This is a genomic window from Micromonospora sp. NPDC049529 (assembly GCF_055586685.1).
On record NZ_JBVJHT010000022.1, the window covers coordinates 92,070 to 115,020 of the forward strand.

Below are 22,951 nucleotides of genomic sequence, written 5' to 3' on the forward strand. Positions count from 1 at the left end.
TCGCGGTGGGCGGGGTGGTGTTGCCGGCCACCGCGACGTTGCTTCCGGGTACGGCGCCGGTTGCCGCTCGTCGCGCTGCTCGGGAGCAGCCGAAAGGTTGCCATGAGTGATCATCCGGTCGGCCGTATAGTATTGCGTTCCGCCGCCGCCTCCTGATAGCTTGTCCGTATACAAATGCGGAGGTGGGCATGGGTATCCGAGTTGCGGTCGCCGGGGCCAGTGGATACGCGGGTGGTGAACTGCTGCGCCTGATCGCCGGGCATCCCGAGTTCGATCTTGTCACCGCCACCGCGCACAGCCAGGCGGGCACGCCCGTCTCGGTCGTGCACCCGCACCTGGTCGGGCTGGACCTGATTCTCGGCCGGACCGATCCGGAGACGCTCGCCGACGCGGACCTGGTCTTCCTCGCCCTGCCACACGGTGAGTCGGCGGCCCTGGCTGCCGCCCTGCCGGAGACGGTCAAGGTGGTCGACCTCGGCGCCGACCACCGGTTGCGCGACGGCGCGGCCTGGCACCGCTACTACGGCGGCAGTCACGCCGGCTGGTGGACCTACGGCCTGCCCGAGCTCCCCGGCCAGCGGTCCGCGATCGTGGCCTCGAACCGGGTCGCGGCCACCGGCTGCTACGCGGTCACCATCACGCTGGCACTCGCGCCGCTGATCGCCGCCGGTGCGGTCGCCGCGCGGGACGTCGTGGTGGTGGCGGCCTCCGGCACCTCCGGCGCCGGGCGGTCGCCGAAGGTCAACCTGCTCGGCAGCGAGGTGATGGGCGACCTGACGCCCTACAAGGTCGGCGCCCACCAACACGTGCCGGAGATCAAGCAGGCGACCGGCGCGACCAGCCTCTCCTTCACCCCGGTGTTGGCGCCGATGCCGCGGGGCATCCTGGCCACCGTCACCGCGCTGCCGCTGGGCGCCGGTGCGACCGACCCCCGCGCGGTGCTCGCCGAGGCATACGCCGACTCGCCGTTCGTGCACGTCCTGCCCGAGGGCACCTGGCCGCACACCGCAGCCACCTATGGCTCCAATTCCTGCCACCTCCAGGCGACCGTCGACGTCGACTCCGATCGGGTGATCGTGGTGAGCGCGATCGACAACCTGGGCAAGGGCGCGGCCGGTCAGGCCGTGCAGTGCGCAAACCTGATGCTCGGCCTGCCGGAGACCACCGGCCTGCCGGTCTACGGGGTGGCGCCGTGACCGGATCGATGATCGGCAGCGGCCATGCCGCGCCGCACCCGAGTCAGGAGCGCGAATCATGAGCGTGACCGCACCACGGGGTTTCCGGGCGGCCGGAGTCGCCGCCGGGCTCAAGACCTCCGGCTCGGCCGATGTGGCACTGGTCGTCAATGACGGGCCTGACGCGACCGCGGCCGGTGTGTTCACCGCCAACCGGGTCAAGGCGGCGCCCGTGCTCTGGACCGAGCAGATCGTCCGTGGCGGGGTCGTCCGTGCGGTGGTGCTCAACTCCGGCGGCGCCAACGCGTGCACCGGCTCACCCGGTTTCCAGGACACCCACGCCACCGCCGAGCAGACCGCGGCCAGCCTGACCGGCTCCAACGCCCGGCTCATCCTCGGTGCCGGTGAGGTGGCGGTCTGCTCGACCGGCCTGATCGGCGAACGTCTGCCGATGGACAAACTGCTGCCCGGTGTCCGGGCAGCGGTGCGTGGGCTGGCCCGCGACGGAGGCCTGGCCGCAGCCGAGGCGATCATGACGACCGACACCCGGCCGAAGACGACCATCGTGTCCGGCACGGGCTGGACCGTCGGCGGGATGGCCAAGGGCGCCGGCATGCTGGCCCCGGCGATGGCAACCATGCTCTGCGTGCTCACCACCGACGCGGTGGCCGGCTCGGAGGCGCTCGACACGGCGCTGCGGGCCGCCTGCCGCGTCACCTTCGACCGAGTCGACTCCGACGGCTGCATGTCGACCAATGACACCGTGTTGCTGCTGGCCAGCGGTGCGTCCGGGATCGAGCCGACCCAGGCGGAGCTGACCGCGGCGGTGACCTCCGCCTGCCACGACCTGGCCCAGCAACTCATCGCCGACGCGGAGGGGGCCACCAAGCAGATCGCGATCGACGTGACCGACGCGGCGACCGAGGACGACGCGGTCGAGGTGGGCCGCTCGGTGGCCCGGAACAACCTGGTCAAGACCGCGCTGTTCGGCAACGACCCCAACTGGGGACGCATCCTGGCCGCGGTCGGCACGACCGGAGCGACGTTCGAGCCCGACAGGATCGACGTGGCGGTCAACGGGATCTGGGTGTGCCGCTCCGGTGCCGCCGCCGAGGACCGGGCCAAGGTCGACCTCGCCGCCCGTGACGTGACCATCCAGGTCCGGCTCAACGCCGGTGCCGAGGCCGCCACGATCTGGACCAACGACCTCTCGCACGCCTATGTGCACGAGAACTCGGCGTACTCGTCATGACGGTGCAGACGTCCGTGTCCGGCAACGGCGGTGCGGCAGCCGGCGGCCCGCTCTCCCGCGACCTGAGCCAGGCACAACTCAAGGCCGCCACCCTGATCGAGGCGCTGCCCTGGCTGACCCGTTTCGCCGGCGCCACCGTGGTCATCAAATACGGCGGCAACGCGATGGTCGACCCGGAGTTGCAGCGGGCGTTCGCCGCCGACATGGTGTTCCTGCGGTTCGCCGGACTGCGTCCCGTCGTGGTGCACGGTGGCGGCCCGCAGATCTCGTCGATGCTGAGCCGGCTCGGCATCGTCAGCGAGTTCAAGGGCGGCCTGCGGGTCACCACCCCCGAGGCGATGGACGTCGTCCGGATGGTGCTGGTCGGCCAGGTCGGGCGGGAACTGGTCGGGCTGATCAACGAACACGGCCCGTATGCGGTCGGCCTCTCCGGCGAGGACGCCCGGCTGTTCACCGCCGTGCGCCGCCCGGCGTACGTCAACGGCGAGGCCGTCGACGTCGGCCAGGTGGGTGACGTCGACGCGGTCAACGTCGACGCGCTGACCGACATCCTCACCGCCGGCCGGATTCCGGTCATCTCGACCGTCGCGCCCGACGTCGACGGCGTGCTGCACAACCTCAACGCCGACACCGCCGCCGCCGCTCTCGCGGTCGCCCTGGAGGCACGCAAGCTGGTCGTCCTCACCGACGTCCCCGGGCTCTACGCGAACTGGCCGGACACCTCCAGCCTCATCTCCGCGCTCACCGCCGACGAACTGGCCGAGCTGCTGCCCAGCCTGGAGTCCGGCATGGTGCCGAAGATGGAGGCGTGCCTGCGCGCGGTGCGCGGCGGCGTACCGGCGGCACACGTGGTCGACGGTCGGGTCGCGCACTCGACCCTGCTGGAAGTCTTCACCTCGGAAGGATTCGGAACCATGGTGAGCTCGTCATGACGTCGCTGGTCGATCGCTGGTCGCAGGCCATGATGGACAACTACGGCACCCCGTCGCTGGCCCTGGTCCGTGGCAACGGCGCGGTCGTGGTCGACGAGGCGGGCCGCGAGTACGTCGACCTGCTCGGCGGGATCGCCGTCAACGCCCTCGGCCACGCCCACCCGGCGGTGGTGGCCGCAGTGTCGAAGCAGGTCGCCACGCTCGGACACGTCTCCAACCTCTTCGTCGCCGAGCCGCCGGTAGCCCTCGCCGAACTGCTGCTCGCCCTCGCCGGTCGGCAGGGGCGGGTCTACTTCGCCAACTCCGGCGCCGAGGCGAACGAGGCCGCGTTCAAGCTCTCCCGCCGGACCGGCCGCACCCACGTGGTCTCCACGATCGGCGGCTTCCACGGCCGGACCATGGGCGCCCTCGCCCTGACCGGACAGCCGACCAAGGCGGACCCGTTCCGGCCCCTGCCCGGCGACGTGACCCATGTTCCGTACGGCGACGTGGCCGCGCTCGACGCGGCCGTCACCGACGACACCGCCATGGTGATCCTCGAACCGATCCAGGGCGAGAGCGGCGTGGTCGTCCCGCCGGCCGGTTACCTGACCGCCGCGCGGCGGATCACCTCGGCACACGGGGCGCTGCTCGTGCTCGACGAGGTGCAGACCGGCATCGGGCGGACCGGACACTGGTTCGCCCACCAGGCCGAGGGCGTCGAGCCGGACGTCGTCACCCTGGCCAAGGGGCTCGGCGGCGGGCTGCCGATCGGCGCCTGCCTGGCGTTCGGCCCGGCCGCCGAACTGCTCGGTCCGGGCACCCACGCGAGCACCTTCGGCGGCAACCCGATCAGTTGCGCCGCCGCCCTCGCGGTCGTCTCGACCATCGCCAACGAAGGGCTGCTCGACCACGTCAAGCGGACCGGTGAACGGATCCGGCGCGGAATCGAGGCTCTCGGCCACCCGCTGGTGGCGGAGGTGCGCGGCGCCGGCCTGCTGCTCGGCCTGGTGCTGAACGCACCGGCCGCCCCGGCACTCGCCGGGCTGCTGCGTGACGCCGGCTTCCTCACCAACCCGGTGCAACCGGGCGTGGTCCGGCTCGCGCCGCCGCTGATCCTCACCGCCGAGCAGGTCGACGCGTTCCTTGCCGCCCTGCCGACCGCCCTCGACGCCGCCGCCCCGACACCGAGCGAAGCGTCGGGCGTTCCGACATCGAGCGCGGCATCCGGCATCCCGACACCGTCCGGATCGTCGGGCGCCCCGACAGCCGGCGACGCGTCGACCGCACCGGCGGTGTCCTCGTGATCCGGCACTTCCAGCGGGACGACGACCTGAGCCCCGCCGAACAGGCCGAGGTGCTCGACCTGGCCGTGCGGTTGAAGGCCGACCGGTTCGGCTTGCGGCCGCTCGCCGGTCCCCGCGCCGTCGCCGTGCTGTTCGACAAGCCGAGCCTGCGGACCCGAATCTCGTTCGACGTGGGGATCGCCGAACTCGGTGGCCACCCGATCATCGTGGACACCCAGGCCACCCACTTCGGCCGGGGCGAGACGCTGGCCGACGCCGGTCAGGTGCTCTCCCGCTACGTCAGCGCGATCGTGCTGCGTACGCACGGCGACGCGCGGCTGGCCGAGCTTGCCGCCGGAGCGACCGTGCCGGTGGTCAACGCGCTCACCGACGGCTTTCACCCCTGCCAGCTCCTGGCCGACCTGCTCACCATCCGGGAACGCTGCGGCGGCACGACCGGCCGGACCCTGGCCTATGTCGGCGACGCGGCGAACAACATGTCGCACTCGTACCTGCTCGCCGGTGCCACCGCCGGCATGCACGTACGGGTGGCGGGTCCGCCCGCGTACGACCCGTCCTCGGCGGTGGTGAGCCGGGCGGCCGAGATCGCGGCCTGGACCGGCGGTTCCGTACAGGTGCTACGGGACCCGCGTGAAGCGGTCGACGGTGCGGACGTGGTCGCCACCGACACCTGGACCTCCATGGGGCAGGAGGGCGACGGCCGGGACCGGCTCACCCCGTTCTGGCCCTACCAGGTCAACAAGGAGCTGCTCGCCGTAGCCGCGCCGGAGGCGATCGTGCTGCACTGCCTCCCGGCACACCGTGGCGAGGAGATCACCGACGACGTGCTCGACGGGGCGCAGAGCGCGGTCTTCGACCAGGCCGAGAACCGGCTGCACGCGCAGAAGGCCCTGCTCACCTGGCTGGTCGGCGCGACGACGGCCCCGGCCGGCAGCGGGTCGACGACACCAGCCGGATCGTCCCCAGCGAGCGCCGGGGCCGTGACACCGTGACCAGCCCGCTGACTCGGACCGCCCGGCACGCCAGGATCGTGGAACTGATCCGCGAGCAGCCGATCCGCTCCCAGACCGAGCTGGCCGAGCTGCTCGCCGGTGACGGGGTGCAGGTCACCCAGGCCACCCTCTCCCGGGACCTGGACGAGCTGGGTGCGGTCAAGGTGCGCGGTGGCGACGGCCCGGCCGTCTACCTGATCCCGGAGGACGGCAAGCGGCCGCTGCGCGACGCCGAACAAGCCCCCGCACGCCTGGTCCGACTGCTGCGGGAGTTGCTCACCGGCGTCGACTCCAGCGGCAACATCACCGTGCTGCGTACCCCTCCCGGCGCGGCGCAGTACCTCGCCAGCGCGCTGGACCGGGCCGGGCTGCCCGAGGTGGTCGGCACCATCGCCGGCGACGACACCATCCTCGTCGTGGCCCGCGAGGCCACCGGTGGCGCGGCACTGGGGGAACAGCTTTCCGGGTGGGCAGCGAGCCAACCCGGTCTACCGATCGTCGACCAGAACCGACCGGGACTCGGCGGCCAGCCGACGTGGGTCGTGGATTCACCATTGTTGAAAGGAGCAGCACACCATGACTGAACGCGTGGTTTTGGCGTATTCCGGAGGCCTTGACACCTCGGTCGCCATTCCGTACCTGGCCGAGCAGACCGGCGCCGAGGTGATCGCGGTGGCGATCGACGTGGGCCAGGGCGGCGAGGACATGAACGCGATCCGCCAGCGGGCTCTGGACTGCGGCGCGGTCGAGTCGGAGGTGGTCGACGGCCGCGAGGAGTTCGCCGCCGACTTCTGCCTGCCGGCACTGCGCGCCAACGCGCTCTACATGGACCGCTACCCGCTGGTCTCGGCGCTCTCCCGGCCGCTGATCGTCCGGCACCTGGTCGAGGCGGCCAAGAAGTACGGCGGCACGATCGTGTCGCACGGCTGCACCGGCAAGGGCAACGACCAGGTGCGCTTCGAGGTCGGCATCGGTGCTCTCGCACCCGACCTGAAGGTCCTCGCGCCGGCCCGTGACTTCGCCTGGACCCGGGACAAGGCGATCGCGTACGCCGAAGAGAAGGGGCTGCCGATCGACGTCACGCACAAGTCGCCGTACTCGATCGACCAGAACCTGTGGGGGCGCGCGGTCGAGACCGGCTTCCTTGAGGACATCTGGAACGCGCCGATCGAGGACGTCTACGCCTACACGGCCAACCCGGCCGAGCCCCGTGACCCGGACGAGGTCGTCATCACCTTCGAGGCCGGGGTGCCGGTGGCCATCGACGGCGAGACGGTCACCCCGTACCAGGCGATCGTGGAGCTGAACCGGCGGGCGGGTGCGCAGGGCGTCGGCCGGCTCGACATGGTCGAGGACCGGCTGGTCGGCATCAAGAGCCGCGAGGTGTACGAGGCGCCGGGGGCGATCGCGCTGATCGTGGCCCACCAGGAGCTGGAGAACGTCACCGTCGAGCGGGACGTGGCCCGGTTCAAGAAGGGCGTCGACCAGCGTTGGGCCGAGCTGGTCTACGACGGTCTCTGGTTCTCCCCGCTCAAGCGCGCGCTGGACGCGTTCATCGACGACACCCAGAAGTACGTCTCCGGCGAGGTCCGGCTCACCCTGCACGGCGGCCGCGCGGTGGTCACCGGCCGGCGCTCCGAGGCGAGCCTCTACGACTTCGGCATGGCCACCTACGACACGGGCGACACCTTCGACCAGTCGCTCGCCAAGGGCTTTGTGCAGCTCTGGGGCCTGCCCAGCCGGCTCGCCACGGCCCGGGACGCCCGGTTGGGTGGCTCTGCACAGTGACGTTCAGAATAGCGGGCGTGGACGACAAGAGCCTGACCGAGAACAGCGCCGGCACCAACCGTACGAGCCTGTGGGGCGGCCGGTTCGCCGGTGGCCCCGCCGAGGCCCTGGCGAGGCTGTCGGTCAGCGTGCAGTTCGACTGGCGTCTCGCTCCGTACGACCTGGCCGGTTCCCGGGCCCACGCCCGGGTCCTGGCCGGGGCGGGTCTGCTCGACCCGGACGAGCTCGGCCAGATCCTCGCCGCTCTGGACGACCTGGAGGCCGCCTGTGCCTCCGGGTCGTTCCGGCCCACCGTGGACGACGAGGACGTGCACACCGCCCTGGAGCGGGGACTGCTGGAGCGGCTCGGCAGCCTCGGCGGCAAGTTGCGGGCGGGCCGGTCCCGCAACGACCAGGTCGCCACCGACCTGCGGCTCTACCTGCGCGATCACGCCCGTGGCGTGGCCGCCCGGCTGGTCGAGCTGGCCGACGCGCTGACCGAGCAGGCCGGACGTCACCTGGACACCCCGGCGCCCGGCATGACCCACGTGCAGCACGCCCAGCCGGTCTCCTTCGGGCACTGGCTGCTGGCACACGTCCAGCCGTTGCTGCGTGACCTCGAACGGCTGCGCGACTGGGACCACCGCACCGCGATCAGCCCGCTCGGTGCCGGTGCGCTGGCCGGTTCCGGCCTGCCGCTGGACCCGGTGGCGGTGGCCAAGGAACTCGGGTTCCGGTCGTCGTTCGCGAACTCCATGGACGCGGTCGCCGACCGGGACTTCGTCGCCGAGTTCCTTTTCATCACGGCGCTGGTCGGCGTGCACCTGTCCCGCCTCGGCGAGGAGGTCGTGCTCTGGACCTCCCAGGAGTTCGGCTGGGTGGAACTGGACGACTCTTTCGCCACCGGTTCGTCGATCATGCCGCAGAAGAAGAACGCGGACATCGCCGAACTGGCCCGGGGCAAGTCGGGCCGGCTGGTCGGCGGCCTGGTGGCGGTGCTGACCATGCTCAAGGGTCTGCCGCTCACCTACGACCGGGACATGCAGGAGGACAAGGAACCGGCGTTCGACGCGGTGGACACGTTGCAGCTCCTGCTGCCCGCCCTCGCCGGCATGATCTCCACCATGACGGTCCGGGTCGACCGGCTCGCCGCCGCCGCCCCGGTCGGCTACTCGCTCGCCACCGAGGTCGCCGACTGGTTGGTCCGCAGGGGCGTGCCGTTCCGCGACGCGCACGAGGTGACCGGCCGTCTGGTCGCCCTCTGCGTGGCCCGGGACTGTGCCCTGGACGAGGTCTCCGACTCCGACCTCGCCCTGGTCAGCGAGCACCTCAATCCCGAGGTCCGCAGCGTGCTGTCGGTACGGTCGGCGCTGGCCGCCAGGACCACACCCGGCTCGACCGGTCCGGGTCCCGTTGCCGACCAGCTCGCCGCCGCCGCCGACCAGCTCGACGGCTGGCGGGAATGGGCGGTCGAGCAGGTCGTCCCGCGCTGAGCGGCACGACACCCGCCGTAGACACCAACACCACCAACCCCTGCGGTGGTCCGCGACTCCGGTCGTGGGCCACCGCACTCGTGCCGGGCCCTACCGGTCGGGCCCTACCGGTCGGGCTCTACCGGTCGGGTTCCTCCCGCCGGGAGGACGGCGGCTCGACCGCCGGCCGGGGCAGGGCCGAGACCCGTACGAGCGCGTCCAGTTGCCCGAGCGGGGTGCCGTCGCGGGCGAGCTGCTGTCCGCTGACCCAGATCCATTCGTCGTCGTAGTAGCTGGACAGGTCGTCGCGTACCGACTCGACCCGGAGGAAGAGGGTGAAGCCGCCGTAGCGCCAGTCCTCCTTGGCCAACTGCAACACGGTGCCGGCCGGTACGTGCGGGCGTGCCGGGGTCGCGTCCATCAGAACCGCCGCGCCGCGGCGTTGCGTCGTACGCCCAACGTCGAACAGGCGGGACAGCACAGGCTGCTGCCGCAGGCGGCGCACCAGCGCCGGGAAGCCCGATACGCGTACAGACCGGCGATGAAGCCCAGCATCATGCCGCTGATCGCTGTCACGGTGACGAGCACGACGAGTCCTCCGTCCATCGACCGGACGCCGCGGCGCGAGGCGCCGCCCGGGGTGTTTGGCGACAGAAGGTAACAATGGGCGCAACACCGTCTGAGCTGCAAGGCTTCGTCGCCGGTTGGCGAGCGAGTGAGTCATTCGCGCGGTGAATCATCTCCATTCGCTCACGTCACACACGGTCGGTGACCACGAGCGAGCGGGGACGGCGAGGAAGCGGGGACGAGGGGCGGGAGCGGGGGCGGTGGGTCCACCGGACCCCGGTTGTGCTGTGCTGATCGGATGAGCGGCGGCGCGCGTACCGACCTGGCGGCGTTGCTGGCCGGGCCCCTGGTGCCGGCGGCGCGCGGCCTGCTGAACTGCACCCTCTCCGCCGGCGGCGTCACGGTCCGACTCACCGAGGTCGAGGCGTACGCCGGAACGGGCGGGGACCCGGCGTCGCACGCGCACCGCGGTCGTACGCCCCGCAACTCGGTGATGTTCGGTCCGGCCGGGTACGCCTACGTCTACTTCACCTACGGCATGTACTGGTGCATGAACGTGGTGACCGGTACGGAGGGGGAGGCGTCGGCCGTACTCCTGCGGGCCGGGGAGGTGGTCGACGGCCTCGACCTGGCCCGGAGCCGACGAACCGCCGTACGCCGGGATCTGGATCTCGCCCGTGGGCCGGCCCGGCTCTGCGCGGCGCTCGGGGTGGACCGCGCGGCCTACGGGCTGTTCCTGCTCGGCGATGGTCCGGTACGCCTCGCGCCGCCCACCGAACCGGTACCGGCCTCGGCGATCGCGGCCGGACCACGGGTCGGGGTGACCGGCGCACACGACCTGCCGTGGCGGTTCTGGCTGGCCGGCGACCCGACGGTGAGCACGTACCGCCGCCACGTGCCCCGCAAGCCCTGATCCGGGGTACGAATTCCTCCGCTGGCTGGCCGGCACCGGTTCGGGGCCGGCGGCTCAACCGGATGTCGGTACTCTCGGCGGTCGTGGCGGATCCCGACCAGTACGCGAGGTATCAGCAGGACCGGACCGTGCTGGCAGCGATCGGGATTCATCTCGGTCCTCGGCTCGGTCGGGTCGGTGTGCGGTTGCCCCGGTCCGTGGCCGAGTCGGCGGTCGCCGCCTGGCATCGCGAGGAATCGGGTGAGACCAGCGAGGAAAGCCGCGAAGAGCACGAACTGCGGGCTGATGCCGCCGCGTTGGCCCTGATCGGCCTGGCGATCACGTCGCGTGGCGTGTGGAGCGCCGAGGAGGTCGTCGTCGACCTGGACGTCCTCCCGATCGCGGCAGCGCTGCGGGCCGCCGGCTAGCCGGACCGCTTGCTGGTTCGGGCCGCCGGTCAGCCGGACCGTCGCTGAGTCGGGCCGCCGGTCAGCCGGGCGGTGGGGTGGCGCCGCCCATCGAGGCTGGGGACAGCCGACGCGATGGGGCGCGGGCGGACGGACCCCGATGGAGGAGCCATGGACGACCGGAATGCGTACCGTGCTGGTGGAGCGAGACGTGGCCTGGCCGTGGTGCTGGCGGCGGCGATGGTGGCCTGGGTCTTCTCTCCGGCGTCCGCCTGGGCGGACTCCGGTTCCGGGGAGCTGGCACTGCCGGCACCGACCGGTCCGCACCCGGTCGGACTGAGCACACTGCACCTGACCGACCCGAACCGGACCGATCCCTGGGTGCCTCGTCAGTGGCGTGAGCTGATGGTGTCGGTCTGGTACCCGGCCGGGGCGGTACGGGGTCCGCTGGCGCCGTACGTCACGGCGGCGGAGTCCGGGCTGATTCTGGCCGCCCGAGGGGTGACCGGTGAACCGGGGGACCTGCTGAGCGCCACCCGGACCGGGGCGCGCCTCGATGTGGTGGCGTCGTCCGGCGGGCGGCTGCCGCTGGTGGTGCTCTCGCCCGGCTTCGCCCTGCCGCGTACGTCGCTGACCGGACTGGCCCAGGAGTTGGCCAGTCACGGCTACGTCGTGGCCGGTATCGATCACACCTATGAATCGGTGGCGATCACCTTTCCGGACGGTCGGATCACCGAGTGTCTGGCCGGGGAGCTGGATCCGGACGGGCCGACGGTGGCCGGTGGCCGGGCGGCCGACGTGTCGTTCGTACTCGACCGGCTGACCGGGTCGGATTCGTCCTGGTGGGGTGGCTGGCTGATCGACCGGTCCCGGATCGCGGTGGTGGGACACTCCATGGGCGGTGCCGCCGCCGCCCGGTCGATGCTCGCCGATCAGCGGATCCGGGCCGGCGTCAATCTGGACGGGGCGTTCCAACCAACCCTCGATCGGGATCTGGATCGACCGTTCCTGATCATCGGTGCCGAGCAGCGTGGACGCCCGCGGGCGAACCCGGACTGGACCGCGAGCTGGTCCCGGCTCACCGGTTGGAAGCGCTGGCTCAGCGTCGACGGCACCTCACACACCTCCTTCACCGACTACGCGCCGCTGGAGGAACAACTCGGCCGTCGCCTCCAGGAGCTGCCGGCACGGCGCTGCGTGGAGATCACCCACGCGTACGTGACCGCCTTCCTCGACCGGCACCTGCGCCGGCAACCACGGTCGTTGCTCGACGGGCCCGCGTCCGGGTATCCCGAGGTGCGCTTCTGGAACCCGTAACCGGCCCCGTGCCGCTGGTCAGTTCCGTCGCGTCGCCGCCCGGCTGATTTTCGAGCGGAGGGCGCGGCGGGACACCGGCCCCAGCTCGTCGACCACCTCGACCAGCACCGCGAGCTGTTCCAGGGCGCCGAGCGCCTGCTCCGCGCCGGCCTCGTCGACTCCGCCGTAGAGTTCCAGCCCGACGAAGGCGGCGGAGAGCGCGCGGGCCAGTCCGGAAATGTCGGCGATCTCGGCGAACGGCGAACCGGCCAGCAGCCGGCGCAGCACCGACTCGATCTCGTCGATCCAGAGCTGCAACGCGGCGGCGGTCGGTGCGGCCAGGCGTACGTCGTGCTGCGCGCCGGCGAGCAGCTGGGCCAGCACCGACACGTTGCCCAGCCGGCGTTCCTCGGCGTGCAGCGCCCGGCCGACGTCGAGCAGTTCGCGCAGGGACGTCACGGTGGCGAAGCGGTCGACGTACTGGGCGATCCGTTCGGCGGTGGCGGCCCGGCAGGCGGCGGAGAGCAGTTCGTCGACGCTGCCGAAGTGGTAGAAGATCAGCGCCTGGTTCGCCTCGGCGGCGGTGGCGATGGTCCGGGCCGAGACACCGGCGATGCCGTGTTCACGGATGGCGGTCATCGCCCCGTCGAGCAGCCGTTGCTTCGTGCTGGACATTCCGCTCCCTCGGTTCCGGCGTACGCCGCTTCGCCAGGTGCGGTGGCGCGATCATCGCGTCGGTCACCACCTGGGCCAGCCAGCCGATCCCGGGCAGCCGGAGCAGCCAGCCGAGATAGGCCCAGCCAAGGTTGACATGCTCCAGTCCCCGGGCGACAGCGGCCACCCCGTCCGCGTGGTACCCGTCGGCCGCCTCGTACCGGGCCCGGTACAGCGGCGCCGGGTGCGCCCCGGCCGGCGCCAGGGTCAGGCCGACCGGTGAGCGGCGGCGCAGGAAGCCGGCGGTCGCCGCGCACGGTCCGCAGTCCTCGTCGAGCCAGAGGACGGCCGGGGGAGTTTCCGGGTACGGCGTACCGCGCGGCCACCAGTCGCGTACCCGCTGGTGGTAGTCGTACCAGTGGTGGCCGTACCGGCTGGACAGGTCGTGGCGTTCGTGCGGCCGGGCGACGCCGTAGCTGAACGCGATGGTGGCCGCGGCGGCCAGCGCCAGCGCGACGCTGCCGGTCACCAGCGCGGTGAGCAGCAGCAACGCCAGCATGCCGCACTGCATCGGGCTGCCGACATAGGCGTACGGCCCGGTGCTGACCAGTCGCCGGGGCGGGTCCCAGGGCAACGGCGTGCCACCGCCGCGCCGGGCGAACTCCAGCACGGCGGCCAGCGCCGGCACCGCCAGCAGCAGCCCCACCTGCGCGATGACGAACAGCAGGGCCGGCGACAGGCCGGTCAGCCGGGCCCACGAGCCGTCGCCGAGTTCGAAGGCGACGCTCGGCAACAGCCAGAGGGTCAGCGCGGTGAAGACGACCAGTTGCAGGGTGGTCCGGGCACCGAGTCGCCGCTGCCGTACGGTCCACCGGCCGAGCAACTGTGCCGGCAGGGCCACCGCCAGCAGCCCGACGATCTCGCCGAGCAGCCAGTCGGGTCCGAGTCGTACCAGCGGGTGCAGGGCCGGCATCGCCGCCGCGTCCAGCCAGAGCAGCAGGCCCAGCGCCACCGGCAGCGGCAGGATCCGGTGCAGCAGCACCGGCAGCGGTCCCCACAGCACCGCCCAGCCGAGCCACAGGTCGATCGGGAAACCCCGGTAGGCACCGTCGACCGGCGCGAAGGCGTACCAGTTGGTGTGCAGGCTGACCTCGTGCAGCCCGGCCAGCCCGACCGCGGCGGTGAGGAACGCGAGCAGCGCCCCGACCCCGGCCCGGCGACCCCCGTCGGTTCGCCGGGCCAGGATCATCAGGAGGACCGGCACGGCCAGGCTGACGTAACGGGCCAGGGTCAGGCTCACCGCAGCGCCAGCATGTCCAGCAGGTGCCCGCCGCCGCTGTGCATCAGGGCATCCTGTATCGGCCCGAAGTACCAGGACGGGTCCAGCCCGCGCCGGTAGCCGACGGTCAGCCGGATCTCGGTGTGTCCCGCGTCCACCGCCTGCCAGCGCACCTCCGCGTCCTGCCAGGTGATCCACCGGGCGGTGATCGAGCTGTCCTCGACGAAGGTGAAGCCGAGCCGGTCCGGCCCGGACTCGTCGACCTGGGCGAGCAGGTGGCCGCCGGGTCCGTGGGCGGATCCGTGGTACGCGAACAGCCAGCGGTCGCCCGGCGCGAGTCCGTCCCCGGTGACCCGTTCCGGCAGCGGCATCCCGAGCAGTCGCAGCGGTACGGACCGGGCGGGTGTCGCCACCGGTCCCCGGCCCAGCCGCTCCCGCACCTGCTCCGGCGTCAGCGCGACGGTACGGGTCACCACCGTGCTCTGGTCCGGGTTGATCCGGAGCTGGTCGCTGGTGCCCTCGATCCCGCCGAGCAGCAGCAGCGGCAACGGCAGCAGGGCGTACCGCCGGTTGTGGTACCTGAGGAACTCGATCAGTGCGGCGGTGCCGTGCACGACCGCGTACACCAGGGGTGCGGCCAGGACCACGCAGATGGCCCCCTCGTGCAGCACGACCGCACACATCAGCAGGACGATCGTGGTGACGAGGAACGTCCTGCCGTGGGTCGTCCGGGCCGGTACGAGCGCAAGCGTCGCCGCCAGCAGCGCCGGCAGCCCGACGAAGAGCAGGGCGCTGTCGGCCCGTCCATTCCGGACGGCGAAGAAGAAGACGATCGCCCCGACGCCGGCGATCAACCCGGCCAGCACCCATCGGGCACGGGCCGCCGTCGGCGGCACATCCGGTGGCGGCAACGGGTGCTGGGACGGCTGGGGTTCCGGCTCGGTCATGACGTTCCTCCCCTGATTTGAGCGGTCGCTCAAACGGCACCATAGCCCATGTTTGAGCGACTGCTCAAAGAGGAGTCCGTCACTCGTCGCCAGAAACGCGGGACCGTGCCGCAGACACGTCGCCGACTGAGCTGGGGTGGGTGACCGCCGTGGCGTACGGGATCGGGCCACGGCTCTCCTCGCCCTGGCGCTTCTGAGGTACGCGAGCGCTCCGGAGGACCAGTTGTCGGGGCTTGGATGATTGCGACGACGCCGACAGCTTCAACGCAAACAGCGATGAGGCGGGCTCCAAGGAGTGGGCCCGCCTCATCGCTCAGCTCTGCCGGTGCGCTCAGACGAGATAGATGTCCGAGGATGAGCCGTCGTCTCTGACCACCTGAAAATGCCCGTCAGGTGCGAGCTTGTGCAGGAGCGCGGCTACCTGGAGTGCCCGGTTCACCGCATCGGTCTGAGTCACCCGCCACCCGACGGTCAGCGCATCGCGGGCCTCGACTGCACCGGCAGTCAGGTTGCAGGTGATTTTCGTCAGTCGATTCGTCGCCGGATCCCCGATCTCGGTCACCGGGCGTCCGCCAGTTGCTCGGCGTTCGACTGGTGGCGGGCCTCCGGGTGTGTGGTGGTTTGCTCGGCTCGAATGTCGATTGCCCAAGCCAACTGGGCGCACCCGTCCGGCATGCAGTGGTAGCAGGTTCCGGGCCGCCAGATGTTTCCGCCTGGCTGGTGCTGGCGCCAGGTCTGCTCGGCGGCGGCCCGCAGCGTGGCGGGGTCGGTGGCCTCGTCGTTGCGGCTCACCGTGCCTCCCGTGTGGCCAGCGCCCGTTCCACCGCTGCCAGGGCGATGTATTCGAGGTGGCATGGCGGGTGCCCGGGCGGGCATTCGGGTTTGTGGGCGGTCACCCAGATTTCGGCGTGCTCGCCGCGTTCGCCGACGTGCCGGGTGTAGAGCCGACCGCCTTTGTGTATGAGGCGGATGCGTCGCGGTGTGGCCGCGAGTACACCGAACTGGGCGTACCATTCGCCCGGATTCAGGTTGACGACCAGATCATTTATATCCGACGCAGTCACCATTCTCCCGGTACCTCGACCAGGCTCCGCGCCCGATTCAGAGCCGGGCACCCGTCTTCGGTGCACTCCGGACAGGTGTCCTCGCGGTGCTGCGCGACGACCCGCAATGCGTCGTAGATCATTTGCGCCGCCTCGCTCACGACAACCACCGCCCGCCGTTGTTGCGCGTAGACCGCCGGCCAGTGCCGGTCGGAGGGAATTTGCCCACCACCGTCTGGACAAGCGGAGCTGGTCGCTGATCCTCGGCCGGAGTCGAGTCCGGCTCGGGTTCGGGGGGCGCCTGCTCCGTCGGGCCCGGCTCAGGATCCAAGAACCATTTTCGTCGAGTGCTGTTGATTGCCATTTGTCCACCTCCGTCAACGGGACCGGCGTCAGTGAGCAAGGTGCTCAGCCAATCCGATAGCAACGATGTGTTCACGCAACGTGCTGTTGACCGGACAGTAGGTCGATGAACACCGAGGTTGGTGCATACGTGCACCATCAGTCGTACCGTGGGTGGCAGCATCCCCTCAGGGAGGACGTCATGCCGCGCAAATCCACTCCGGACACGGGCATCGGTCAGCGGATCCGCGACCGCCGTAAGCTGCTGAAACTCACCGTACGGGTCGTCGCCGACCTGGCCGGGATCCACCACTCCACGTTGTCCCGGATCGAGCGTGGCGAGATCGGCGCCGACAACCGGTTCACCCTCGCGTCCATCGCCCAAGCGCTCCGCTGCCCCGTCACCGACCTCACCGGCCAGCCCGCCGCGCCCACCGACTACACCGACGTGCAGGTCAGCGGCGCGGTATACGAGACACTTCGCGCGGTTGTCGAAGCGGATCTCCAGTACCGGCCGGCGCAGGCGGATGTCCTTCCAATGCCGGCGCTCACCCATGAACTGGACCTGATTCGTGATCTTCGTGCCCGGTGTGACTATGCCGGCGCGTCAACCCGCATCCCCGGCCTGCTTCGCAGCCTCCACGTCGCGGCCTACGGAGCCGATCGGGCGGCGGCGCTACGAGCCCTCGTCATCGCCGAGGACACCGCATCGTTCGTGGTCAGGTACGCCGGCAACCCCGCCGCCGCGTGCCTGGTCGCCGACCGGGCGCAGCAGGCCGCCGAGGCGCTCGACCAGCCGGTCATGCTCGGCCTGGCAGCGTTCGCCCGGTCCCACGCCGCGACCGGCTGTGGTCTGTACGAGCGCGCGCTGACCATCGCCGAGCACGCCGCCCGCGATCTGGAACCGCACACCGACCTGCCGGACGCTCCGGAAATGCTGGGTCAGCTCTACATGACGCAGGCGTACGCGCTGTACGCGCTCGGCCGGACCGAGGACGCGATGCAGCCCGTTGCCCTGGCGGAGCGGATCGCCGCCGACACCGGAGACTCCGACGCCCTGCGCCTGATGTTCGGGCCGACGAACATCAACTTCTGGCGGATCGCGATGGAGGCCGACGGGGACTCGCCCGGCCGGGCGGTGGAGATCGCGCGCGGCACCACACCCCACGCGGTGGATTCGATCTCCCGACAGTTCGCCTTCTACTCCGACACCGGTCGGGCGTTGGCGAGGACCGGTCGCGATGCCGAGGCGTTGCGGATGCTCCTGACCGCCGACCGGTTGGCACCCCAGCGGATGCGAAACCCGATCATCGTCGAGACCGTACGCAGCCTGCTGGAGCGGTCCCGTCGCGGCGCCGGCTGGACCGAGCTACGGGGCCTGTGTGAACGCCTCGGCATCGGCTGAGGAGGACAACGCGGAAGGGCTCGTTTCGGCCCGGTAGCGGCGCCAGGCAACGGCGGTGAGGGTCACCTCCGGCCCGTTTCGGAGCATCGGTACGGCCCGACCGATGTCCACATCGGCCACGGCGCGGTGAGCAGCAGCGGACTGCGTACGGTCAGCTCGCCGGAACTGCCGGCGGCCAGGACGATCCGGGTCGCGGCCCGGTCCCGCCACCACACGTCGACGGTGACGTTGCCGCGCGCCCGCGGTCCGGTGACCGATCTCGCCGCCCACCCGCTCGGCCGTGCCGGCAGTACGTCGATCACCTCATGTTGGCTCTGGAGCAGCATCTCGGTCATGCCGGCGACGGCACCGAGGTTCCCGCCGAGCTGGAACGGCGGGTGGGTGTCCCAGAGGTTCGGCAGGGTGCTGTCGGTAGGGCCGTCGCCCGCCCCCGGTCCGCCGGGTTTTCTCGTTGTACGGCAGCCGTTCGGTGCCGATGCCGCCGAAGAGCCCGGCGCCCAGTGCTCCGTTGCCGATCGGCAACGATTCGGTCTCCCAGTCGGTGGCGGGCCGGTCGTACCGGAGGGCGAGGGCCCGGATTCGACGCGGCGCGGGTGGGGCGCTTCGGTCCGCCCGTCATCAGCCCTCCCACCAGCGCATTGACGTGTCCGGCTGCGGTCTGCGGCCCGGCCGGTGGCGACCGTCGATCCGGTTCGCCCCGTCACTCGGAGTTAACATTGGATGTATGGCTCAGTCAAGTGAGGACGTACGGGCATTACCCCGAGCGCACAATCCGGTGTGGAGCGCAGTAGATGGGCCTAAACGCCCCGTCCTCGGCCTTGTGCGCTTGTCGATGGACTGATAGACATCCGATGTATGACGCGGGGAAACACCATCGACATAAAGGAACCGCTGCCGTGAAACTCTTACGGGTCGGTCCACCCGGCGGCGAGCGCCCCGCCGTGCTGGCCGAGGACGGCACGATCCTCGATCTCTCCGGACACGTCACCGACTTCGACGGCGACTTCCTCGCGGCCGGCGGCATCAACCACGTACGCGGCCTGCTCGAACTCCGGCTGCCGCCGCTGCGCGGGCGTGGGCTGCGGCTCGGCCCGCCGCTGCGCCGGCCCGGCAAGATCGTCTGCGTGGGGCTGAACTACCACGAGCACGCCCGCGAGACCGGGGCGGCGGTACCCACCGAGCCGGTCCTGTTCCTGAAGGCGCCGGACACCGTCGTCGGCGCCTGCGACGAGGTACTGGTGCCGCACGGCGGCGAGAAGACCGACTGGGAGGTCGAATTGGCCGTCGTCATCGGCAGGACCGCGCGGTACCTCCCCTCCGAGGCGGAGGCGATGGAGTGCGTGGCCGGCTATGCCATCTCGCACGACGTCTCCGAGCGCGCGTTCCAACTCGAACGCGGCGGCCAGTGGGACAAGGGCAAGTCCTGTGAGACCTTCAACCCGTTCGGCCCGTGGCTGGTCACCCGCGACGAGATCCCCGATCCCGGTCAGCTCGGGTTGCGGCTCTGGGTCAACGGCACGCTCCGGCAGAACGGGAACACCAAAGACATGATCTTCAACGTGCCGGAGATCATCCGCTACGTCAGCCAGTTCATGACCCTCTACCCGGGCGACATCGTCAACACCGGCACCCCGGCCGGCGTCGCGCTCGGCATGCCCGACCCGAAGCCGTACCTGCGTCCCGGTGACGTGGTCGAACTGGAGATCGACGGACTCGGTCGCCAGCGCCAGCGACTGGGGGTCGCGTGGTGAGCAGCCGATTCGTCGCCCTGGACACGTACGACATCCGCTTCCCCACCTCGCGCGAGCTGGACGGCTCCGACGCGATGAACCCGGACCCGGACTACTCGGCCGCGTACGTGGTGCTGCGCACCGACGCACCCGACGACCACGAGGGACACGGCTTCGCCTTCACCATCGGCCGGGGCAACGAGGTGCAGGAGGCGGCCATCGCCGCGCTGCGCCCGTACCTGGTCGGACGGCTGGTCAAGGACGTGCTCGACGACCTCGGCGTGCTCTGGCGCGAGCTGGTGCACGACTCGCAGCTGCGCTGGCTCGGCCCGGAGAAGGGCGTCATGCACATGGCGATCTCCGCCGTGGTCAACGCCCTGTGGGACCTGAAGGCGAAACGGGCCGGCATGCCGCTGTGGCAACTGCTCGGCTCGATGACCCCGGAGGACCTGGTCGCGCTGGTCGACTTCCGCTACCTGACCGACGCGCTGACCCCGGACGAGGCGCTGGCGATCCTGCGCGCCGGCGCGCAGGGGCGCGACGAGCGGGTGGCCCGGCTGCTCGCCGAGGGCTACCCGGCGTACACCACCTCGCCCGGCTGGCTCGGCTACGACGACGACAAGCTGCGCCGGCTCTGCCGCGAGGCGATCGACGCCGGGTTCACCCAGATCAAGCTCAAGGTCGGCGCCGACCTGGCCGACGACGTGCGGCGGATGCGGATCGCCCGGGAGACCTGCGGACCCGACATCCGGATCGCGATCGACGCCAACCAGCGCTGGGACGTGGACGTCGCCGTCACCTGGGTGCAGGCGCTCGCCGAGTACTCGCCCTGGTGGGTGGAGGAACCGACCAGTCCGGACGACGTACTCGGCCACGCGGCCATCGCCCGGCGGATCGCGCCGATCCCGGTCGCCACCGGCGAGCACGTGCAGAACCGGGTGATGTTCAAGCAGTTGCTCCAGCTCGAAGCGGTCTCCTTCGTCCAGCTCGACGCGGCGCGGGTGGCCGGGGTCAACGAGAACATCGCCATTCTGCTGCTCGCGGCGAAGTTCGGCGTCCCGGTCTGCCCGCACGCGGGCGGCGTGGGCCTCTGCGAACTGGTACAACACCTGTCGATGTTCGACTACGTGGCGGTCTCCGGGACGATGGAGAACCGGATCATCGAGTACGTCGACCACCTGCACGAACACTTCGTCGACCCGGTACGCATCCGCGACGGCCGCTACCAGGCGCCGACCACCGCCGGCTTCAGCGCCACCATGCACCCGCGCAGCCTCGCCGACCACGCCTACCCCGACGGACCGGTCTGGAAGGCGGATCCGTCATGAGCGCAGCCGTCAAGGTCGGGGTGATCGTGATGGGCGAGGCCGTCGAGGTCGGGGTGATCGTCATGAGCGAGGCCGTCAGGGTGGGGGACCCGTCATGAGCGAACCGGTTCAGATCAGTCGGGAGTTCGCCGGCCTGGTTGCCGTGGTCACCGGGGGCGCCTCCGGCATCGGGCTGGCCACCGCCCGGTTCCTCGCCGCCCGGGGAGCACGGGTGGCCTGCCTCGACCTCGATCACGCCGCCGTTCCCGCGCCGCTGCTCGGCGTACCCGTCGACGTCGCCGACGACGCCTCGGTCCGGGCCGCGGTCGACGTGGTGGCCGAGCGGCTCGGCGGGATCGACATCCTGGTCAACAACGCCGGCATCGGCGCGGTCGGCACCGTGGAGAGCAACCCGGACGACGAGTGGCACCGGGTCTGGGACGTGAACGTGGTCGGCCTGGTCCGGGTGAGCCGGGCCGCCCTGCCGAGGCTGCGCGAGTCCCTCCACCCGGTGATCGTCAACACCTGTTCGATCGCCGCGCACGCCGGCCTGCCGAACCGGGCGCTCTACAGCGCCACCAAGGGCGCGGTTCAGGCGCTGACCGCGGCGATGGCGGCCGACCACGTACGCGAGGGGATCCGGGTCTGCTGCGTCAACCCCGGCACCGTGGACACCCCCTGGGTACGCCGGCTGCTCGCCGCCGCCGCCGACCCGGACGCCGAACTCGCCGCCCTGCGCGCCCGTCAGCCCACCGGTCGGCTGGTCAGCGCGGACGAGGTGGCCGCGGCCATCGCCTACCTGGCCAGCCCGCTGGCCGGCGCGACCACCGGCACCGTGCTCGCCGTCGACGGCGGCATGCACGGGCTCCGGTTACCGGCACCACCGAAGTAGTTCCGCACCCGAAGAAGAAGTACCCAAGCGACACCTGTCACCACGGTAAGCAACCTGTCACACGGTAAGACCTGCGCATCCCCACCCAGCGTTTCCGTCCCGACAGTGAGGATCACCATGGAACTGACCAGGCGCGCCGCGGTCACCGCGGCGCTGGTCGTCACCTTTGCCCTGACCGCCACCGGCTGCGGTGACTCCGCCGAGCCCGGCACCGGCGGCGCGGGCGGCGACAGCCCGCAGATCGCCGTCGACCTGCCCCGCGCGGACTCGGACTTCTGGAACTCCTACGCGAAGTACATCCCGCAGTACGCGCAGGAGTCCGGCATCAACCTGATGGACACGACCAACTCGCAGAACGACATCGCGAAGCTGGTCGCCAACGCCCAGGCGCTGACCAGCCAGGGCGCCAAGGCGATCGTGATGGCGCCGCAGGACACCGGCGCGATCGCCACCACGCTCGCCCAGCTGGAACAGAAGAAGATCCCGGTGGTGTCGGTCGACACCCGACCGGACAAGGGCAAGGTCTTCATGGTCGTACGCGCCGACAACCGCGCGTACGGGCAGAAGGCGTGCGAGTTCCTCGGCGAGAAGCTCGGCGGCAACGGCAAGGTGATCGAGTTCCAGGGCTCGCTCTCCTCGGTCAACGGTCGGGACCGCTCCGAGGCGTTCGCCGAGTGCATGAAGAGCAAGTTCCCGAACATCACGGTCTTCGCCGAGCCGACCGAGTGGGAGGGCGCCAAGGCGTCCGCGGCGTTGCAGACCCGGCTCGCCCAGCACCCGGACATCAAGGGCGTCTACATGCAGGCCGGCGGCGTGTTCCTGGCCCCGACGCTGCAACTGCTCCGGTCGAAGAACCTGCTGGTGCCGCCGACCGACCCGAAGCACATCTTCATCGTCTCCAACGACGGCATCCCGCAGGAGTTCGAGGCGATCCGCAAGGGTGAGATCGACGCGACCGTCTCCCAGCCGGCCGACCTGTACGCCAAGTACGCCCTCTTCTACGCGAAGGCCGCCGTCGAGGGCAAGACCTTCACCCCCGGCCCGACCGACCACGACAGCACCATCGTCGACGTCGGCAACGGCGTGCTTGAGGACCAACTCCCGGCGCCGCTGGTCACCGCGGCCAACGTCGACGACGCCGGGTTGTGGGGCAACCAGGTCAAGAAGTGATGTCCTCACCGAAGCTCCCGAACAGCCGCGCCGGGGGGGGGGGGGGGGGGGCCGGGGAAGGGGGGGGGGGGGGGGGGGGGGGGGGGGGGGGGGGGGGGGGGGGAGAGGGGGGGGGGAAAACCCGCCCTCCTCGCCCGCCGATCT

General features: G+C 71.1%; 24 protein-coding genes and 2 pseudogenes. 16 read left to right on the top strand and 10 right to left on the bottom strand.

From position 1 onward, the window contains the following. Positions 1-188: 188 nt before the first annotated feature. The 8 genes and pseudogenes from argC to argH all read left to right on the top strand — a co-directional run bounded on the left by argC (position 189) and on the right by argH (position 8,897). Complete coding sequence (argC, locus tag ACZ6QQ_RS30895; protein ID WP_465881079.1) at positions 189-1,196, top strand: N-acetyl-gamma-glutamyl-phosphate reductase; 1,008 nt, start codon at positions 189-191, stop codon at positions 1,194-1,196. A 58-nt stretch (positions 1,197-1,254) separates the two neighbouring features. Then, a complete protein-coding gene (argJ, locus tag ACZ6QQ_RS30900; protein ID WP_465881081.1) occupies positions 1,255-2,427 on the top strand; it encodes a bifunctional glutamate N-acetyltransferase/amino-acid acetyltransferase ArgJ in 1,173 nt (390 codons plus the stop codon). Further along, positions 2,424-3,359, top strand: a complete 936-nt coding sequence (gene argB, locus ACZ6QQ_RS30905; protein WP_465881083.1) for an acetylglutamate kinase — start codon at positions 2,424-2,426, stop codon at positions 3,357-3,359. Before argJ ends, argB begins: the two co-directional genes overlap by 4 nt. Continuing rightward, a complete protein-coding gene (locus ACZ6QQ_RS30910; RefSeq protein WP_465881085.1) occupies positions 3,356-4,645 on the top strand; it encodes an acetylornithine transaminase in 1,290 nt (429 codons plus the stop codon). Before argB ends, ACZ6QQ_RS30910 begins: the two co-directional genes overlap by 4 nt. Continuing rightward, positions 4,642-5,637, top strand: a complete 996-nt coding sequence (argF, locus tag ACZ6QQ_RS30915) for an ornithine carbamoyltransferase (protein WP_465881087.1) — start codon at positions 4,642-4,644, stop codon at positions 5,635-5,637. Before ACZ6QQ_RS30910 ends, argF begins: the two co-directional genes overlap by 4 nt. Continuing rightward, positions 5,634-6,198: pseudogene (locus ACZ6QQ_RS30920) on the top strand (arginine repressor). Before argF ends, ACZ6QQ_RS30920 begins: the two are co-directional and overlap by 4 nt. Positions 6,199-6,213: 15 nt before the next feature. After that, positions 6,214-7,425: an argininosuccinate synthase gene (locus tag ACZ6QQ_RS30925; RefSeq protein ID WP_465881089.1), complete on the top strand. Its 1,212-nt coding sequence runs from the start codon at positions 6,214-6,216 to the stop codon at positions 7,423-7,425. Between the two features lie 8 nt (positions 7,426-7,433). Then, complete coding sequence (argH, locus tag ACZ6QQ_RS30930; protein ID WP_465881131.1) at positions 7,434-8,897, top strand: argininosuccinate lyase; 1,464 nt, start codon at positions 7,434-7,436, stop codon at positions 8,895-8,897. A gap of 118 nt (positions 8,898-9,015) precedes the next feature. On the opposite strand, the gene ACZ6QQ_RS30935 is transcribed toward argH, so the two are convergent. Together ACZ6QQ_RS30935 and ACZ6QQ_RS30940 are read right to left on the bottom strand one after the other, a co-directional pair. After that, entirely contained in the window at positions 9,016-9,297 is a 282-nt protein-coding gene (locus tag ACZ6QQ_RS30935) for a hypothetical protein (RefSeq protein WP_465881091.1), read from the bottom strand. Further along, the gene (locus ACZ6QQ_RS30940; RefSeq protein WP_465881093.1) at positions 9,297-9,482 is read right to left on the bottom strand and encodes a hypothetical protein; all 186 of its coding nucleotides are present in this window, start codon (positions 9,480-9,482) and stop codon (positions 9,297-9,299) included. The genes ACZ6QQ_RS30935 and ACZ6QQ_RS30940 overlap by 1 nt, the downstream gene beginning before the upstream one ends. 259 nt (positions 9,483-9,741) lie before the next feature. On the opposite strand from ACZ6QQ_RS30940, the gene ACZ6QQ_RS30945 reads away from it, so the two are divergent. From ACZ6QQ_RS30945 to ACZ6QQ_RS30955, 3 genes are all read left to right on the top strand, one after another. Continuing rightward, positions 9,742-10,356: a DNA-3-methyladenine glycosylase gene (locus tag ACZ6QQ_RS30945; RefSeq protein WP_465881095.1), complete on the top strand. Its 615-nt coding sequence runs from the start codon at positions 9,742-9,744 to the stop codon at positions 10,354-10,356. Positions 10,357-10,439: 83 nt separating this feature from the next. Then, positions 10,440-10,763 carry a hypothetical protein gene (locus ACZ6QQ_RS30950; protein WP_465881096.1) on the top strand — a complete coding sequence of 108 codons (324 nt, stop codon included), beginning with the start codon at positions 10,440-10,442 and terminating at the stop codon, positions 10,761-10,763. Positions 10,764-10,913: 150 nt separating this feature from the next. After that, positions 10,914-12,059, top strand: coding sequence for an alpha/beta hydrolase family protein (locus ACZ6QQ_RS30955; protein WP_465881098.1), 1,146 nt, complete (start codon positions 10,914-10,916; stop codon positions 12,057-12,059). A gap of 18 nt (positions 12,060-12,077) precedes the next feature. On the opposite strand, the gene ACZ6QQ_RS30960 is transcribed toward ACZ6QQ_RS30955, so the two are convergent. From ACZ6QQ_RS30960 to ACZ6QQ_RS30985, 6 genes and pseudogenes are all read right to left on the bottom strand, one after another. After that, the gene (locus tag ACZ6QQ_RS30960) at positions 12,078-12,668 is read right to left on the bottom strand and encodes a TetR family transcriptional regulator (RefSeq protein ID WP_465881132.1); all 591 of its coding nucleotides are present in this window, start codon (positions 12,666-12,668) and stop codon (positions 12,078-12,080) included. Next, positions 12,596-13,986: pseudogene (locus ACZ6QQ_RS30965) on the bottom strand (methyltransferase). Before ACZ6QQ_RS30965 ends, ACZ6QQ_RS30960 begins: the two are co-directional and overlap by 73 nt. A 2-nt stretch (positions 13,987-13,988) precedes the next feature. Continuing rightward, positions 13,989-14,918, bottom strand: a complete 930-nt coding sequence (locus ACZ6QQ_RS30970) for a hypothetical protein (protein ID WP_465881100.1) — start codon at positions 14,916-14,918, stop codon at positions 13,989-13,991. Positions 14,919-15,249: 331 nt separating this feature from the next. Beyond that, positions 15,250-15,480, bottom strand: a complete 231-nt coding sequence (locus ACZ6QQ_RS30975) for a hypothetical protein (RefSeq protein ID WP_465881101.1) — start codon at positions 15,478-15,480, stop codon at positions 15,250-15,252. Further along, the gene (locus ACZ6QQ_RS30980; protein WP_465881103.1) at positions 15,477-15,710 is read right to left on the bottom strand and encodes a hypothetical protein; all 234 of its coding nucleotides are present in this window, start codon (positions 15,708-15,710) and stop codon (positions 15,477-15,479) included. Before ACZ6QQ_RS30980 ends, ACZ6QQ_RS30975 begins: the two co-directional genes overlap by 4 nt. Further along, positions 15,707-15,985: a hypothetical protein gene (locus tag ACZ6QQ_RS30985; RefSeq protein ID WP_465881104.1), complete on the bottom strand. Its 279-nt coding sequence runs from the start codon at positions 15,983-15,985 to the stop codon at positions 15,707-15,709. The genes ACZ6QQ_RS30980 and ACZ6QQ_RS30985 overlap by 4 nt, the downstream gene beginning before the upstream one ends. Before the next feature lie 520 nt (positions 15,986-16,505). On the opposite strand from ACZ6QQ_RS30985, the gene ACZ6QQ_RS30990 reads away from it, so the two are divergent. After that, positions 16,506-17,708: a helix-turn-helix domain-containing protein gene (locus tag ACZ6QQ_RS30990; RefSeq protein ID WP_465881106.1), complete on the top strand. Its 1,203-nt coding sequence runs from the start codon at positions 16,506-16,508 to the stop codon at positions 17,706-17,708. A gap of 62 nt (positions 17,709-17,770) precedes the next feature. Here the strand turns inward: ACZ6QQ_RS30990 and ACZ6QQ_RS30995 are convergent, their stop codons facing one another. Next, on the bottom strand, positions 17,771-18,109 hold the full coding sequence (locus tag ACZ6QQ_RS30995; protein ID WP_465881133.1) for a glycoside hydrolase family 95-like protein: 339 nt from the start codon (positions 18,107-18,109) through the stop codon (positions 17,771-17,773). Further along, entirely contained in the window at positions 18,012-18,287 is a 276-nt protein-coding gene (locus ACZ6QQ_RS31000) for a glycoside hydrolase N-terminal domain-containing protein (protein WP_465881134.1), read from the bottom strand. The genes ACZ6QQ_RS30995 and ACZ6QQ_RS31000 overlap by 98 nt, the downstream gene beginning before the upstream one ends. A gap of 317 nt (positions 18,288-18,604) precedes the next feature. Here ACZ6QQ_RS31000 and ACZ6QQ_RS31005 point away from each other — a divergent pair, with 317 nt between their 5' ends. From ACZ6QQ_RS31005 to ACZ6QQ_RS31020, 4 genes are all read left to right on the top strand, one after another. After that, positions 18,605-19,459 carry a fumarylacetoacetate hydrolase family protein gene (locus ACZ6QQ_RS31005; protein WP_465881107.1) on the top strand — a complete coding sequence of 285 codons (855 nt, stop codon included), beginning with the start codon at positions 18,605-18,607 and terminating at the stop codon, positions 19,457-19,459. After that, positions 19,456-20,766 carry an L-fuconate dehydratase gene (locus ACZ6QQ_RS31010; protein WP_465881108.1) on the top strand — a complete coding sequence of 437 codons (1,311 nt, stop codon included), beginning with the start codon at positions 19,456-19,458 and terminating at the stop codon, positions 20,764-20,766. The genes ACZ6QQ_RS31005 and ACZ6QQ_RS31010 overlap by 4 nt, the downstream gene beginning before the upstream one ends. A 94-nt stretch (positions 20,767-20,860) precedes the next feature. Beyond that, positions 20,861-21,637: an SDR family NAD(P)-dependent oxidoreductase gene (locus ACZ6QQ_RS31015; protein ID WP_465881109.1), complete on the top strand. Its 777-nt coding sequence runs from the start codon at positions 20,861-20,863 to the stop codon at positions 21,635-21,637. A 117-nt stretch (positions 21,638-21,754) separates the two neighbouring features. Beyond that, positions 21,755-22,807 (top strand): sugar ABC transporter substrate-binding protein, encoded by a 1,053-nt coding sequence (locus ACZ6QQ_RS31020; protein WP_465881110.1) that lies wholly within the window; start codon positions 21,755-21,757, stop codon positions 22,805-22,807. Positions 22,808-22,951: the final 144 nt, after the last annotated feature.